The 12,375-nt window shown below is 70.9% G+C and carries 17 protein-coding genes; 8 read left to right on the forward strand and 9 right to left on the reverse strand.

Annotated elements, in window-relative coordinates; all coding sequences use genetic code 11:
• Window positions 1-42: 42 nt before the first annotated feature.
• Both FEF34_RS38535 and FEF34_RS38540 read left to right on the forward strand, forming a co-directional pair.
• Complete coding sequence (locus tag FEF34_RS38535; RefSeq protein ID WP_138058108.1) at window positions 43-846, forward strand: hypothetical protein; 804 nt, start codon at window positions 43-45, stop codon at window positions 844-846.
• Window positions 847-879: 33 nt separating this feature from the next.
• Entirely contained in the window at window positions 880-1,257 is a 378-nt protein-coding gene (locus FEF34_RS38540) for a hypothetical protein (protein ID WP_138058109.1), read from the forward strand.
• Between the two features lie 212 nt (window positions 1,258-1,469).
• Here the strand turns inward: FEF34_RS38540 and FEF34_RS38545 are convergent, their stop codons facing one another.
• The 9 genes from FEF34_RS38545 to FEF34_RS38580 form a co-directional block, all read right to left on the reverse strand.
• Window positions 1,470-1,733, reverse strand: coding sequence for a hypothetical protein (locus FEF34_RS38545; RefSeq protein WP_138058110.1), 264 nt, complete (start codon window positions 1,731-1,733; stop codon window positions 1,470-1,472).
• Between the two features lie 25 nt (window positions 1,734-1,758).
• Entirely contained in the window at window positions 1,759-2,994 is a 1,236-nt protein-coding gene (locus FEF34_RS38550) for a hypothetical protein (RefSeq protein ID WP_138058111.1), read from the reverse strand.
• Window positions 2,991-3,455 carry a hypothetical protein gene (locus FEF34_RS38555; RefSeq protein WP_138058112.1) on the reverse strand — a complete coding sequence of 155 codons (465 nt, stop codon included), beginning with the start codon at window positions 3,453-3,455 and terminating at the stop codon, window positions 2,991-2,993. Before FEF34_RS38555 ends, FEF34_RS38550 begins: the two co-directional genes overlap by 4 nt.
• A gap of 13 nt (window positions 3,456-3,468) precedes the next feature.
• Entirely contained in the window at window positions 3,469-4,773 is a 1,305-nt protein-coding gene (locus tag FEF34_RS38560) for a hypothetical protein (protein ID WP_138058113.1), read from the reverse strand.
• Complete coding sequence (locus FEF34_RS43520) at window positions 4,766-6,343, reverse strand: DUF2637 domain-containing protein (protein WP_234043342.1); 1,578 nt, start codon at window positions 6,341-6,343, stop codon at window positions 4,766-4,768. Before FEF34_RS43520 ends, FEF34_RS38560 begins: the two co-directional genes overlap by 8 nt.
• A gap of 183 nt (window positions 6,344-6,526) precedes the next feature.
• The gene (locus FEF34_RS38570) at window positions 6,527-6,718 is read right to left on the reverse strand and encodes a hypothetical protein (RefSeq protein ID WP_138058114.1); all 192 of its coding nucleotides are present in this window, start codon (window positions 6,716-6,718) and stop codon (window positions 6,527-6,529) included.
• Window positions 6,718-6,873, reverse strand: coding sequence for a hypothetical protein (locus FEF34_RS41740; protein WP_171053368.1), 156 nt, complete (start codon window positions 6,871-6,873; stop codon window positions 6,718-6,720). The genes FEF34_RS38570 and FEF34_RS41740 overlap by 1 nt, the downstream gene beginning before the upstream one ends.
• Window positions 6,870-7,376 (reverse strand): hypothetical protein, encoded by a 507-nt coding sequence (locus tag FEF34_RS38575; RefSeq protein ID WP_138058115.1) that lies wholly within the window; start codon window positions 7,374-7,376, stop codon window positions 6,870-6,872. Before FEF34_RS38575 ends, FEF34_RS41740 begins: the two co-directional genes overlap by 4 nt.
• Entirely contained in the window at window positions 7,373-7,561 is a 189-nt protein-coding gene (locus tag FEF34_RS38580; protein WP_138058116.1) for a hypothetical protein, read from the reverse strand. Before FEF34_RS38580 ends, FEF34_RS38575 begins: the two co-directional genes overlap by 4 nt.
• Window positions 7,562-8,133: 572 nt before the next feature.
• On the opposite strand from FEF34_RS38580, the gene FEF34_RS38585 reads away from it, so the two are divergent.
• The 6 genes from FEF34_RS38585 (at window position 8,134) to FEF34_RS38605 (ending at window position 11,932) form a co-directional block, all read left to right on the forward strand.
• On the forward strand, window positions 8,134-8,913 hold the full coding sequence (locus tag FEF34_RS38585) for a GntR family transcriptional regulator (RefSeq protein ID WP_171053369.1): 780 nt from the start codon (window positions 8,134-8,136) through the stop codon (window positions 8,911-8,913).
• A gap of 442 nt (window positions 8,914-9,355) precedes the next feature.
• Window positions 9,356-9,628, forward strand: a complete 273-nt coding sequence (locus FEF34_RS42205; RefSeq protein WP_199800772.1) for a hypothetical protein — start codon at window positions 9,356-9,358, stop codon at window positions 9,626-9,628.
• Window positions 9,625-10,353 (forward strand): coenzyme F420-0:L-glutamate ligase, encoded by a 729-nt coding sequence (locus FEF34_RS38595; protein WP_138058118.1) that lies wholly within the window; start codon window positions 9,625-9,627, stop codon window positions 10,351-10,353. Before FEF34_RS42205 ends, FEF34_RS38595 begins: the two co-directional genes overlap by 4 nt.
• Before the next feature lie 28 nt (window positions 10,354-10,381).
• Window positions 10,382-11,101, forward strand: coding sequence for an NAD-dependent epimerase/dehydratase family protein (locus tag FEF34_RS38600; protein ID WP_267905308.1), 720 nt, complete (start codon window positions 10,382-10,384; stop codon window positions 11,099-11,101).
• A gap of 7 nt (window positions 11,102-11,108) precedes the next feature.
• On the forward strand, window positions 11,109-11,342 hold the full coding sequence (locus tag FEF34_RS44045; protein WP_325063677.1) for a hypothetical protein: 234 nt from the start codon (window positions 11,109-11,111) through the stop codon (window positions 11,340-11,342).
• Entirely contained in the window at window positions 11,339-11,932 is a 594-nt protein-coding gene (locus FEF34_RS38605; protein WP_325063678.1) for a shikimate dehydrogenase family protein, read from the forward strand. The genes FEF34_RS44045 and FEF34_RS38605 overlap by 4 nt, the downstream gene beginning before the upstream one ends.
• The last annotated feature ends 443 nt before the right edge of the window (window positions 11,933-12,375 follow it).

Below are 12,375 nucleotides of genomic sequence, written 5' to 3' on the forward strand. Positions count from 1 at the left end.
ACAAGCCAACCGACCGAGCACCGCAAGAACGAAGGACACCCCGTGAGCTACCTCCGCTTCCAGGACCCGCACGGCTCCACCCACCTCAAAGGCCACGAACGCCACTGGCTGCTCAGCATGGTTTGCGACCACGCCGGACGCCTCCTCCTCGATCACCCGGATCCGGTCGGGGGCGCCCTCGCGCTCTACGACCTCCTGCCGCGCGACCATGAGCTCCGGGAAGCCCTGCCGGGCCGGCACGTGAGCCCGCGCCGCTGGCTGAGCGGGTACGCACGCGCACTGCACAACGTCATCCTCGACGACCCGATCGTCGACTACCGCGGCCACAAGGTCCGCCCCCTGACCTTGACTCTCAACACCGCGATGGACGACGGTCCGGACCCCTTGCGTCTCGCCGCCCGGCTGATGGGCCAATGCGAGCTCAACACCTGGGTCGACGGCCCCCACCGGAGCTGGCTCGCCGACGTCGTCGCCGAAGGCCTCGCCCAGGGCCACTTCCGCAAGGCGTGCGGCTGGGAGAACGTGCAGAGCTTCCTGCGTGAGCGTGACAACTACCCCGTCGTCGTCTCCGCCAGCGAGTCCTTCCCGACCCGGTGGGACGCCCGCCTGCGGACCACGGACGGTGAGGACCTAGACGACGACATGGCCGAGCAGATGTGGGAGGCGCTCACCCCCGCCGAGCAGTGGGCGCGCGGGATGGAAGCCTTGCGCAACCGCACATCTGATCTCCTGGAGATGACCCCGGACTGGGCGGACTACCGCTTCGGCTCCGCCCTGTCCTTGAGCGACCTCCTGGCCCCCGACCACACTCACCGCCTGGACCGCGCCTTCGCGCTCACCGGCTGAAGCGCGCCCCACGATCCGAACAGGAGCGACTCCTTGGACGTCAGCGTCTACCTCGACCGCATCGCTCTCAAGAACGCGGTACTCACCCTCCTCGTCCCGCCCACCGAGCCCGAACCCCGCCCGAGGGTCGAGGCCACCGGCACGGAGATCAACAGTGAGACCGACAACCCCGCGACTCTGGAGCGGGCTCACCGGCACGCAGAGGAGCTGAGCGCGCTCGAAGGCGACCTCGGCGGAGACGTGGAGGACGTTCAAGCTGAACTCGCCGAACTTCTCGGCGGCGACGACGGGACCGTTGAGACGGCGGACCCGGAGGCCGACCGGAAGACGGCCCACGAGATCATCACTGCCCTGGCCGCGGCCTATCCGCTCCCGCCGTCCGTCAGGGACAGCCTTCCGCTCGCGCCGTGACCCGACGGCGGTCAGCCCGATCCCCTCAGCATCCGCCTGCGGGACGAGCGGCACCGAAGCAGGGGACGAGCCGGAAGTCCCGGAGCTGAGAAGGAGCTCCGCGTCGGCCGCCGCCAGGTCAGGAGGCGCCCCGGGCCGTCGGGGACCCGGGGCCCGAGCGAACTGACCCCCGGGCGGCGCCGCACCGCGAAGGGTGTGGCGCCGCCCGGGGGTCAGTTCGTGAAGGCGTGCCAGATGCTCCACACGACGAGCAGGCCGGCAACTGCTGCGGCGACGGCATCGCCTCCGGAGGGCCGCCAACCAGCGGCGCGGGAGACGGGGCTGACCCACGCGATGCGCTGGATGCGCTCGCCCACCGGGTAGTCGCCGTCATGACGGCGCAGGCGGTGCCGTACGCCGTGCCCCTCCGCGCCGGCTCGGGAGAAGTAGGGCCGGGACGCCGTGCCGCAGCGTGGACATTGGTACGTGAACGCCACGGACGCCCTCCTGATCGATCGGTGGTCACCGGGATCGTAGAGGGCAAAGGGCGTACCCGGGCACGGGCAGGGGCTCTTTCTCGCCGCCGGTCACAGTGCCTCCGGGACGGGGCCCTGCCGCGGCAGAAGTGGTGTCGACGGGCCGTAGACGAGGGTGTCGACAGCCCGTCGACGGGGCTGAGATGAACGGTAGATGCCCTGGTAGATGGGGGTGTAGATGGCGTCTACGCCTCCACGGGACCGGGTCATGCGACCGCGTCAGGGGAGGGGTCGGGAACGGCCTGGAGGTGGGGCAGGGCAGGAGTGCTGAGCGCGGCAGGGACGGGGGTCTCGACGGGGGGTGCGGTGAGGCGGGCGACGGGGCCCTCGTCCTCGGCCTGGAGGGGGTGGCCGGTGGCCCCCCGGCGGGGCCCCGGGGGGCCGGCCGGGAGAGGGCCTTCAGAGCCTCTTCCAGAGAGGTGCCGAACGCCTGCTGCAGCTCGTCGGCGCGGACCCCCCAGGTGGGTCCCTTCCCCTTGGCGCGAACGTTCCTGCTGACGGGGATTCCGGCCGCGGTGCACCACTCCCGCAGCCGGGCCTGGTCCCAGCCATCGAAGTTCCGCCCTTCCTGCTGAAGCCGTTCGAGGAGCTCGGCGATGTGAACGCCCATGTGCTCCGGTGAGGCGTTGTGCACGGCCGCCACGACGAACCGCACGAGCCCGCGGGTGAAGCGGTCCTGCTCAGATTCTTCGTCCTTCTCCCCTGCAGACTTTTCTTGATCATTCCGGGTGGCGGTCTCCTGCTGCGGGGGAGCGATCATCCATGCGGCGATCACCCATGCCACTGCAAGGACGGCGGCAGCGGCCGGCGCGTACGGGGCGATGTACGGCCAGACGAGCCACATGAACAGCCAGACGAGCCCGGCGATGACGACGCCGGCGAACAGGAGGATCAGGCAGCCAAGGCCGATGCGCTCGATCGCGTCGTCGGCGGCGGCCCGGGACGCCCTGCCAGACCCCTTGGCGGCGCCCACTGCCGACTTGCCTGCGGAGTCGTTGTCGGGATGCGAGTCGTCCTGCTCCCGCGCGGCCGGGGCGGCCTTGGCCGGCGGGGCGTCGAGGTTCATGGCCGCCGTCCAGCCGAGCTTGACGCCTCGGGCCGTTTTGCGCAGCAGGAACGAGGCGATGAGGCGCGACCCGGTCAGCAGCGGGAGCAGGAGGAGCCGCGGCGTCTGGCGGGCACCTTCGAAGGGGATGGCGATCTCCTTGAGCAGTGCTCTCATGCGAGCTTGCCCAGCATCGCGCCGATCAGCTTGAAGAGGATCCCCCAGGAGGCGCCTGCCAGACCCCATGAGACGCCCGCTCCCAGCGCGAGGAACGTCGGGGGGAAACGCCGCTGCCACTCGGGCAGGAAGGCCAGGGTGGTCAGGATCAGGGCGGTTCCGGCCGGCGTAAGCCCGGCGACGACGTTCGGGTCGTTGAGCGTCGAGGCCGCCAGGTCGTGTGTGCCCTGGGCGATCATTCTCCAGGTGCCCCCGGCGATGATGAACAGGATGCCGGTCACGGCAGCGAGCCCGGCGAGGGGGCGGCGGTCGTCGAAGTACTTCTTGGTGTACTTCGACTTGTTGCGGATGGCGATGATCAGGACGATGAATCCGGTCGCCGCGAGGGAGGAGAGCCCGACCGCTCCCAGGCCCTGGCCCAGGCTGGCGTCGGCGGCGAGCACGGTGTTCATGGGAGTCACGGGTTGGTGCCTTTCAGATGAAGGGGCCGTTGGAGTACAGGGCGCAGACGAGCAGGGATGTGGCCAGCGGAATGCGTGCCAGCCAGCGCTTGAGCAGACCGCCGTAGCGGGTGCGCCACACCAGCCAGCCGGAGGTGCCGCACATGGTGAGACCGACGACGAGCAGGGAGGTGTCGCTCTGGCTCAGCCCGACGTAGCGGGCGACCGTGCCGGAGGTGTACGGCAGCAGCTCCTGGCCCAGACGCCGTCCGAGCTCGGCGGCCACGAAGACCGCTCCGATGCGACCCAGGGCGCCGAACGGGACGAACGGCGAGAGCAGCTCGCTGCCCGTCACCTTCCATGCCGCGAAGGCCCCGCCGAGCGCCATGCCGGCCCCGAGCAGGCCGCTGGCAGCGGTGACGGCGGCCGGCGGGAACTGGGACAGGTAGGCGTTCAGGCCGATGGCGGAGCCGGCCATCGCCGCGGTGCCATTGAAGGTGATGACGCGCCAGAACCGGCTGGGGCGCCATCCTTTCGCGGGCTGCGTACGGATCTGCAGGGTCGGCTCAGGCTGGGGCACATCGGAGATCTGCGGGGGCGCGTCTTCCTCGCCCGCGGTCTCGTCTTGCTTCGGCGGCTCGGGCTCGGAGGTCTTCTGGACCTCTATGAGGACGGGCCCGCTGCCTTCCGGCACGGTCAGGACGTGACCGGTGTAGGTGTCGAGGTCCGCGTCCTGGTCCTTGTAGAGGCGGTCCCACCAGCCCGGCTTGGACTCGCGCGGCGAGGCCTTCGCCGGTGTGGCCTTCGGCTGGTTCTGGGCGCCGCGCCACCAGTCCGGGGCAGGCTCGTCCGGGGCGTTCTCCGGCGTCGGGGGCGGTGATGCCGGCTTGGGTGGAATGACAGGCTCCGCACCGCTCCCCCGGGGAGCCGACGATCCGTCTTCCGAGGCGCTGACCTGCGCATCTACAGCATCTACAGGGGCATCTACAGCAGCGTCTGCGGGGGCCGGGGCCGGGGCCTCGACCATCTCCCGGTCACCGTCGGGGACGAGCGCCTCGGCGCGCGCAGCGGGTACGGGCACCTCGTCCGGGAGCGGCACGTGGAACGGGTCGGTCTTGTCGTCTGCGGTGGTCATGGTCCCTCCCTCCTCGGAGGCTCCGGTGATCCGCTCGCCCTGGAGGGCGAGGTGGATCAGCAGGCGTATGAACTTCTCGTCGTGGTCGGCTTCGCTGCAGGTCCCTGGCCCAGGCATGGGGACGGCGCGGTGCGTGGGGCCGGGCGAGGCGCCCGGCCCCAGGCAGGCCGCGCGGAAGCGGCCCTGACGGAGTGGCTCAGCCATCGGCCTCGGCCTCGCGCGCCGCTGCCTCTTTCAGGGCCTTGGTCATCCAGCCCGGCGAGCGGCCCAGATTCCTCACGAAGTCCTTCTGCGTCAGGCTCGGGTCGGCCTTCTTCGCGGCGAAGTAGGCCGCGGCCGCCTCGGCGCGCTCCTTCTCCTCCGGGCTCGGGGCGCCGACGGCGGCGTGAACCGAACTCGGTGCCGGCTGCTTCGCGGCGTGCACACGACGGGCGCGGCGTGAATTCACGGGACCCTCGTTCACGCGGTCGTCGGCATCGTTCACGCGCTCCTTTTCACGATCGCGGGGGTGTCCGTTCACGGCCTTGTCCGGCGCCGGGTTCACGGTGTCGGCGCCGTCGTTCACACCGCCCTGTTCACGGTCGGCCGCGCGGTTCACGCTGAGCTGCACCGGCTGCTTCACGCTCCACTCCGGCCGGTTCACGGTCCCGGCTTCACGCGTGAATTCACGCGGCTTCACGATCGGCGTGAATCCGTTCACGGTGCCTGTGACCAGCGGATTCACGCAGTTCACGCGGTTCACGACCGAGCGGTTGACGGTGGGCGTGAACGGCTTCACGCGTGAATCGACGGCGTCGAGCGTCGCGTTCACGCCGGGCCGTGAACCGTTCACGCGTGAACGGTTCACGCGGGCGTCTGCCGGAGCGTGAATCGGAGGATTCACACCCTGCCCGGCGTCCCGATTCACGGACCCCGGTTCACGGCCGGTGGCCTGGTTCACGGCATCCGGCCGTGAACCGGTCGTGTGCTCGGCGCCGAGAATCACGCCGGTGCCGACGCCCTGGTTCACGCGCGGGGAAGGATCGTTCATGCCCTCGCCCATGGAACGCGCCGGGGCTCCGTCCGGGGGCGAGGCGAGAGCAAGGGCGTCGGCGACGTGGGTCTCCAGCGCAGTGCCCTCGGACGTCGACACAGGGGCCGAGGCGAGCGTGCGGTCGGAGTTGAGCGGCAGGCCGTAGCGGGTGAGCCTCAGCGGCAGCCGGGCCTCGACGGGGGCCCGGCGGCGCCAGGCGCGGCCGAAGCGGGTACGCAGGCGGGCCTGGTAGACGAGGCGCTCCTGCTCGAGTGCGAGGACTCGGTCGTACGAGCGCAGCTCCCACAGCTTCATCCGCCGCCAGAGCCTGAACGTCGGAACGGGTGACAGCAGCCACCGGACCAGGCGGATCGGCTCCATGTGACGGCCGGCAGTGATGCGTGCCAGCTGGCCGATCGCGTGCCGGGCCGCCTCGACGGTCACGACGAACAAGATCGGGATCACCGCGTGCATGCCCACCCCGAGCGGGTCCGGCCAGGCCGCGGCGCCGTTGAACGCGATCGTCGCACCGGTCAGCAGCCACGCTGTCTGCCGCAGGATGGGGAACGGCATCCGCAGCCAGGTCAGCAGCAGGTCGAGCGCGAGCAGGACGAGGATGCCCACATCGACCCCGAGCGGGAACACGTGAGCGAACGTGCCGAAGCCCTTGCGGATCGCTAGGTCACGGACCGCGGCGTACGAGCCGGCGAAGCCGATCCCGGCGATCACGACCGCGCCGCCGACCACGACGCCGACAATCACGCGCTGCGCCTTGTTGAGCGCGGGGCGGTCGTTCCCGGAGTCAGAGGCCGGGGGAGTCCTGGGGGGCGAACTGCGGTTGGTGGTCACCGTACTTCTCCTGTAACGGGCGGCGCCGTGGTGCGGAGCCGCGGGGACGGCGGGGTGAGGCCGCCCCCGCGGCGGTCGTGCTGGGGGTCACTCGTCTCAGCTCCTGCGGCGCCCTCGGCGCGCAGAGCGGGAGAAGCCGTTGGTGCGGTCGCTCTTCTCCCAGCCCTGCCGGTCGGCCTCGGTGGCGTTGCGGGCTGGCTTGCCCATGGAGCTGCCGCCGCTACTGCCGTGGCGGGAGGGATCCGCGAAGGCGAACCGGGCGAGGAAGGAGTCGCGCCTGCCGGCCATCAGGCACCTCCCGTTCGGCGCCACTGCTTGAAGGCGGTGACGCGGTCGGCCTTCCCGGCCTCGTGGTCCTCCCGGCACCGCGCCACTGTGGCGGGCTCGGCGAGGATCCGGTTCTCGCGGGGCTTGCGCGTGTGCTCCGGTGGCTTCTGCGTCATCGGGTGCCTCCGGCCGCCGCGAGCGCCGTGATGTGGACGGTCGAGGTTCCGCAGTGCCCGAGCGCCTCGACGTACTGCGCGCTCCGGCGAACCTCGGGAGCGTTGATGCCCTGGGCCAGCGCGGTGAGCATCGGATCGGGCAGGGCGCGATCCACGTGGACCGACACTTCGGCCGACAGGGGAGCGGCGTCACTGATCAGGTCCAGGAGATGAGCGGTGAGGTCACCGTCGTCCATCTGTCCCGACGGCGGCGTCGCGGCCGGGATCGTGACGCTGAGCAGGCCGGCGAGGGCGCCGCGCAGCTCCATGATCGCCAGCACGAGCTCCTCGGAGCTCATGTGCTTCAGGTCGTACCGGAGCGCAGTGCGCAGCACATCGCGCGCGGCGTGGGCCGTCTTCACGCGGCGCTCGGCGGGGCTCAGATTGCCCAGGTGACTGCGCGCCATGGTGAGGAACTCGGTCAGATCCGGGTGGACGGGCTTCGGAAGCGCGGACTCGGTCACCGGTGCACCGCCTTGGAGGCGGTGTCGGCGGCGAGCGTCAGCTTGGCCAGGTAGGCGTCGGCTACCTCGGAGGCGCGGTGAAGCACTTCGGGAGCGACGGCGTGGGCGATGGTCCGGGAGTGCGCGGTGCCTGCCCGGTCGGCCCGCCGCTCTACGCGAGCGGGACGTTCACTAACGTGGGACATGGTTCGGACTCCTCGTGAGCTGAGGTGTTCGGATCAGGCCTCCGTCGGGAGTGGCGACTCCCGGCAGGGGCCGAGGACGGCCCCGGCACGGAGATGACTCCGAGCCGGGGCCGTCGTTGCTGGCCGGACGGCCAAGGCCTCGGCGCACAGCGGTCGTACGCCGGACCTTGGTAGTCCGGACTTCTTGATCACGCCCGAGCAGATGACCGGCATCGGGATGCCGCCATGCCGGGCGTTCAGTCCTCTGTCCTCTGTGGAGTTCTCAAGCAACCGAGCCGTCGGGCGTTATGTGAGCTTCTGCGGCATTCGAGTCCGCGCGATTCCCAGACAGGGAAGCGATCGAACGGGGGTTGAATCCCACCCAAGTTCACTAGATACTCTAGCTTCACAAGTGAAGTTGAGGGAGACGGTAAACCGCCATCTGGTGAGCCGTCAACTGCACAGCCTGACCAGGGCATTTGGTTAGAAGGGAATCGCGCGATGAGTGACTCGCGGAGTCGGACATGATGTCGCTACGACTCACACGAGGAGGCACTGCTTGCCTCACTAGACAACCTGACTACCCTGACGCCATGACGAACCGACCTCAGGGGCCCAAGCGCTGGAGCGCCCAGCAGATCGCCGAGGACCTCCGGCGACGCATGCACGAGGGCGAGTTCGCCAGTACCGGCCAACTTCCGCCGACCCGCGAACTGGTCGAGCGGTACAGCACCTCCGGGGAGACGCTGCGCCAGGCCGTCCTCAAGCTCAAGACCTGGGGGCTGGTGACCTCTCAACAGGGAAAGGGCGTCTACGTCCGCACGATCGACCCGGTGGAATGGCGCATCCGCACCACAGACCCTGGGGCCGCCGGCCGCCGGCTCGCCGTCGACTTCGACAGCTGGAAGGCGTCAGTCGAAAGCCTCGGCCGGGTCGCGAGCCAGGACCCCTGCGTCGTCACCGCCCAGCGCGCGCCTGACGAGATCGCCGACTGGCTGGAGCTCGAACCCGGCGCCTGGGCCGTGGCCCGGCGTGCCCTCCGACGCTGCGACGGCGTCCCCTTCCAGCTCGCCGACTACTGGTTCCCCCTGGACGTGGCGATGAACAGCCCGCTCATGGAGGACCACGACATCAGCGGAGTCGACGCCGTTCTGGCCGACATCGGTCACGCGCAGGTACACCGCCGGCACATCGTGCGCTCCTGGCTGCCCACCGAAGACGAAGCAAAACGGCTCGAACTCGAGCCCGACGCAACGAACCCGATCACCCGCCACGTCGTCGTAGCCCGCGGGACCGAAGGAAAGCCCGTCTGCTGCACAGTCACTGTCGCTCCCGGAGACCGTAACGTCCTGATCTACGACTTCGACGAGTAGTCCGTCTCCTCGACCGGTGCAGCCCAGCAGGCCTGCGCGGCGTCGGCGGCCCGATTCCGCCTGCGGCCCCTGCCGCACATGATGGCGGCTCGTCCGGACCGCGCCCATCTCGTCACCGCGTCGTCCCCGTCCCCGCCGCAGAGCGAGGTGAGCGTGCACGCTGACCTGCGCGAGGCCACACGTCGCCCCACGCGCCGGCCCGCAGGAGACCTACGACGACGCCGATTGTCAGTGGCAGCGCGGGCCCATCTCCTCCGTACGGTTCGACCGGCCCAAGCAGCACGCCGGGTCCTTCCCCCACCTGCCGGCCATCTACCACCAGGCAGTCCCCGTCCTGCTGCACCTGACCGCGTCATGGGCCCCGCCGCCAGCCCCGCCCATCGGCGAGACGGCGCTCTACCGAGTCGTCGACCGCACCGTCGGGCACGCCCGCCTTTCGGCCATGCTCACCACGCTGGACAGCTTTGGCCCACACCCCGGCGGATACGATGAACACCCGTGGCCGGGGCCCGCTGCGGACGCCTGGCACGCCGTCAACTCCGGCACACCGGCGCCCGACGCGGCTCACCGGCTGTGGCCGCACTACCTCCGGCGCGTGACCGACTGGCTCACCAGCGGACAGCACGCCACCACCCGGCAGCGAGCCGACGCGCTCGCCACCGCACACGCCCGCCTGCATACCGCCGTCCTCACTTCGCAGGAGCCCTGCCGATGACAGCCGCCCCGACCTCCGGCTTCTCCGCCTTCGCTCTGGAGCCCTTCCCCGAACTCCAGCCCGGTGACGATCTGGCCGGAACCATCACCAGCGTCCTCAGCAGCACCGGCACCGAACTGCGCGACGGAGACATCCTCGTGGTCGCCAGCAAGGTCGTCTCCATCGCGGAGAAGCGGTACGTCGACCTCGCCAGCGTCACCCCGGGGCCCGAGGCCCTGGAGCTGTCCGCCAGGACGGGCAAGCCCGCCGAGATCATCCAACTGATCTTGGACTCATCGAGCGAGCACTTCCTGGCCACCGACAAGGGCCCCATCATCGCCCGGCACACCCTCGGCTACCAGCTCACCTCCGCCGGGATTGACCGCGCCGGCACCGAGGGCGCCTGGCTGCTGCCGGTGGATCCGGACGCCTCCGCCCGCGCCCTGCGCGACGCCCTGATCACCTACACCGGCTCCCACGTCGCCGTGGTGATCGCGGACTCCGACGGACGCGCCGACCGTCGCGGGGCCACCGTCATCTCCATCGGCGCGGCGGGCGTCGGGCCCCTGCGAACGACGGAGCACGCCGGCAAGCGGCAGGAGGAGACGTTCACCGACCTCATCGCCGCGGCGGCCGGGATCATCCTCGGCCAACGCGGCCGGGGCGCCCCGGTCGCTGTCCTGCGGGGCATCGCGTACGAGGCCAGCGACGAGGGCGTGGCGTCGATGCTTCACCACCGGCCGTGACCCTGCTGATCACGGGCGCGGCCGGGGCATCGGGACCCGGCTGGCGGCCGACCTCGCCACCCACGGGATACCCCTGCGGCTGCTCGACCGGCGGCCCGCCGACGCCCGGCCGCCCGCGGGCGTCGAGTTCGTCCGGGCCGACCTGCGAGACCTCGACGCCACCGAGAAAGCCGCCGCCGGGATATCCGCCATCGTGCACCTCGCGGGGATCACTCAGGAGGGGCCGTTCGCCGACATGGTGGAGCACAACATCACCGGCGCCCACCACGTGCTGGAGGCTGTCCGCCGCCAGCGGGTACCGCGTGTGGTGCTGGCCAGCAGCCACCACGTCACCGGCCTGAACCCCGTCGACGGACCGGCGCCGCTGGCGCCGGACAGCTTCTACGCCGTATCCAAGGTCACCGCCGAGGCCCTGGGCCACCTCTACGCTCACAAGACCGACGTGCAGGTCGTCGCTGTCCGCATCGGCAGCTACCGCGACCGCCCCACCGAGCCCCGCCACCGGGCGACCTGGCTCAGCCCCCGCGACGCCACCGCTCTGCTCTACTCAGCCGCCACCCGGCCCCTGACCGGCCCGTTCCTCACCGTGTACGGCACCTCCGGCAACCGCGAGTCGTGGTGGCCCCGCACCGGCTGGAACGCCCTCGGCTACCAGCCGTCCGACAGCGCCGACCAGCACCCCGGGTCCGGGCCGCTGGCCGACCGCTTCATGGGCGGCGCCTTCGCCGACGACGACCTCCCCACGTAGGAGCGTGATGAAGCAGCTTGCCGTGCTCGGCTCCCCGATCGGCCAGGCCCTGTCCCCGGTGCTGCACCGCGCCGCCTACCGATCGCTCGGCCTGGACTGGAGCTACCGCGCGATCGACTGCACCCCGGACCGGCTCGCCTCCTTCTTCGCTGGTCTGGACGACGGTTGGGCGGGTCTGTCGCTGACCATGCCGCTCAAGCGAGTCGCCGTCCCCTGCTCGACGAGGTCTCTCAGACGGTGAAGGCCACCGGCACCGCCAACACCGTGACCGTGCGCGGTGGCCGGCTCCTGGGTGAGAACACCGACGTCGACGGCATGCTCCAAGCCCTCCTCGAGGCCGGTATCACCCGGGTGGAGTCGGCGTGCGTGCTCGGGGCGGGCGCGACCGCCGCCACCGCCCTTGCCGCCCTGCACACCCTGGGCTGCCGCGAGGCCACCGTCATCGCCCGCGACATGGCCCGCACGCGCGAACTGACCGGCGCCGCTGAGCGGATCGGGATCGGCGTGCGGTTCCGCCCGTGGGCCGAAGCCAGCCGGCACCTGACGGCCAGCCTGGTCGTCTCCGCGCTCCCGCCCGGTGCCGCCGACCCGCTCGCAGCCCTGTGGTCGGCGGCGGGGAACACGCTCCTTGACGTCGTGTACCGGCCTTGGCCCACCCCGCTCGCCCAGTCAGCCATCCGCCCAGGCAGCACTGTCATCGGCGGACTACCGATGCTCATCCACCAGGCCGCCCGACAGGTCGAACTCCAGACCGGCTACACCCAGGCACCCCTGTCTGCGATGCGTACGGCGGCGGAGGACGCCCTCGGCCCGCTCACCTCGGGCGCGTAGGTAGGCGAGGCTGAGGACCGCCGGCGACGAACTCGGTGCCGCTGCGTGACGGTCCTGCCCTCTTCGTTCGCCGGACGGGCGGAGCGGGATGACGTTGCCCGTGGCAGGCTGGTCGTGGTCGCCAGGGCGCCGGAGGATGAGGAAGGCTGCCGCGAGGGCCATCTGCTCCGCTCGATGCCGAGAGGAGCCCTCGGCAACCCAGGAAGTGTCTGGTGCGTTTCCGCACGCACCCGCGCGTAGAACTCCTCCTGGAGGTCGGCGTGGCGCTTTTCAGCGCGATGCGGTGGACACCGGCCTCTGCGCCGAGTGCGACCCCGTGAGGCTGCCGTTGGAGCCGGTGGGCCGGGCGGCCAGGAGACGGTCCATGGCCGCGCGGATGCGGGAGCGTTCGTCCTTCGTGCTGCCGGTTCATGCGATGGCCTCCTCGGCTGGCTGGGCGTCGG

Source organism: Streptomyces marianii, from assembly GCF_005795905.1.
In the GTDB taxonomy this organism is placed as follows: Bacteria; Actinomycetota; Actinomycetes; order Streptomycetales; family Streptomycetaceae; genus Streptomyces; species Streptomyces marianii.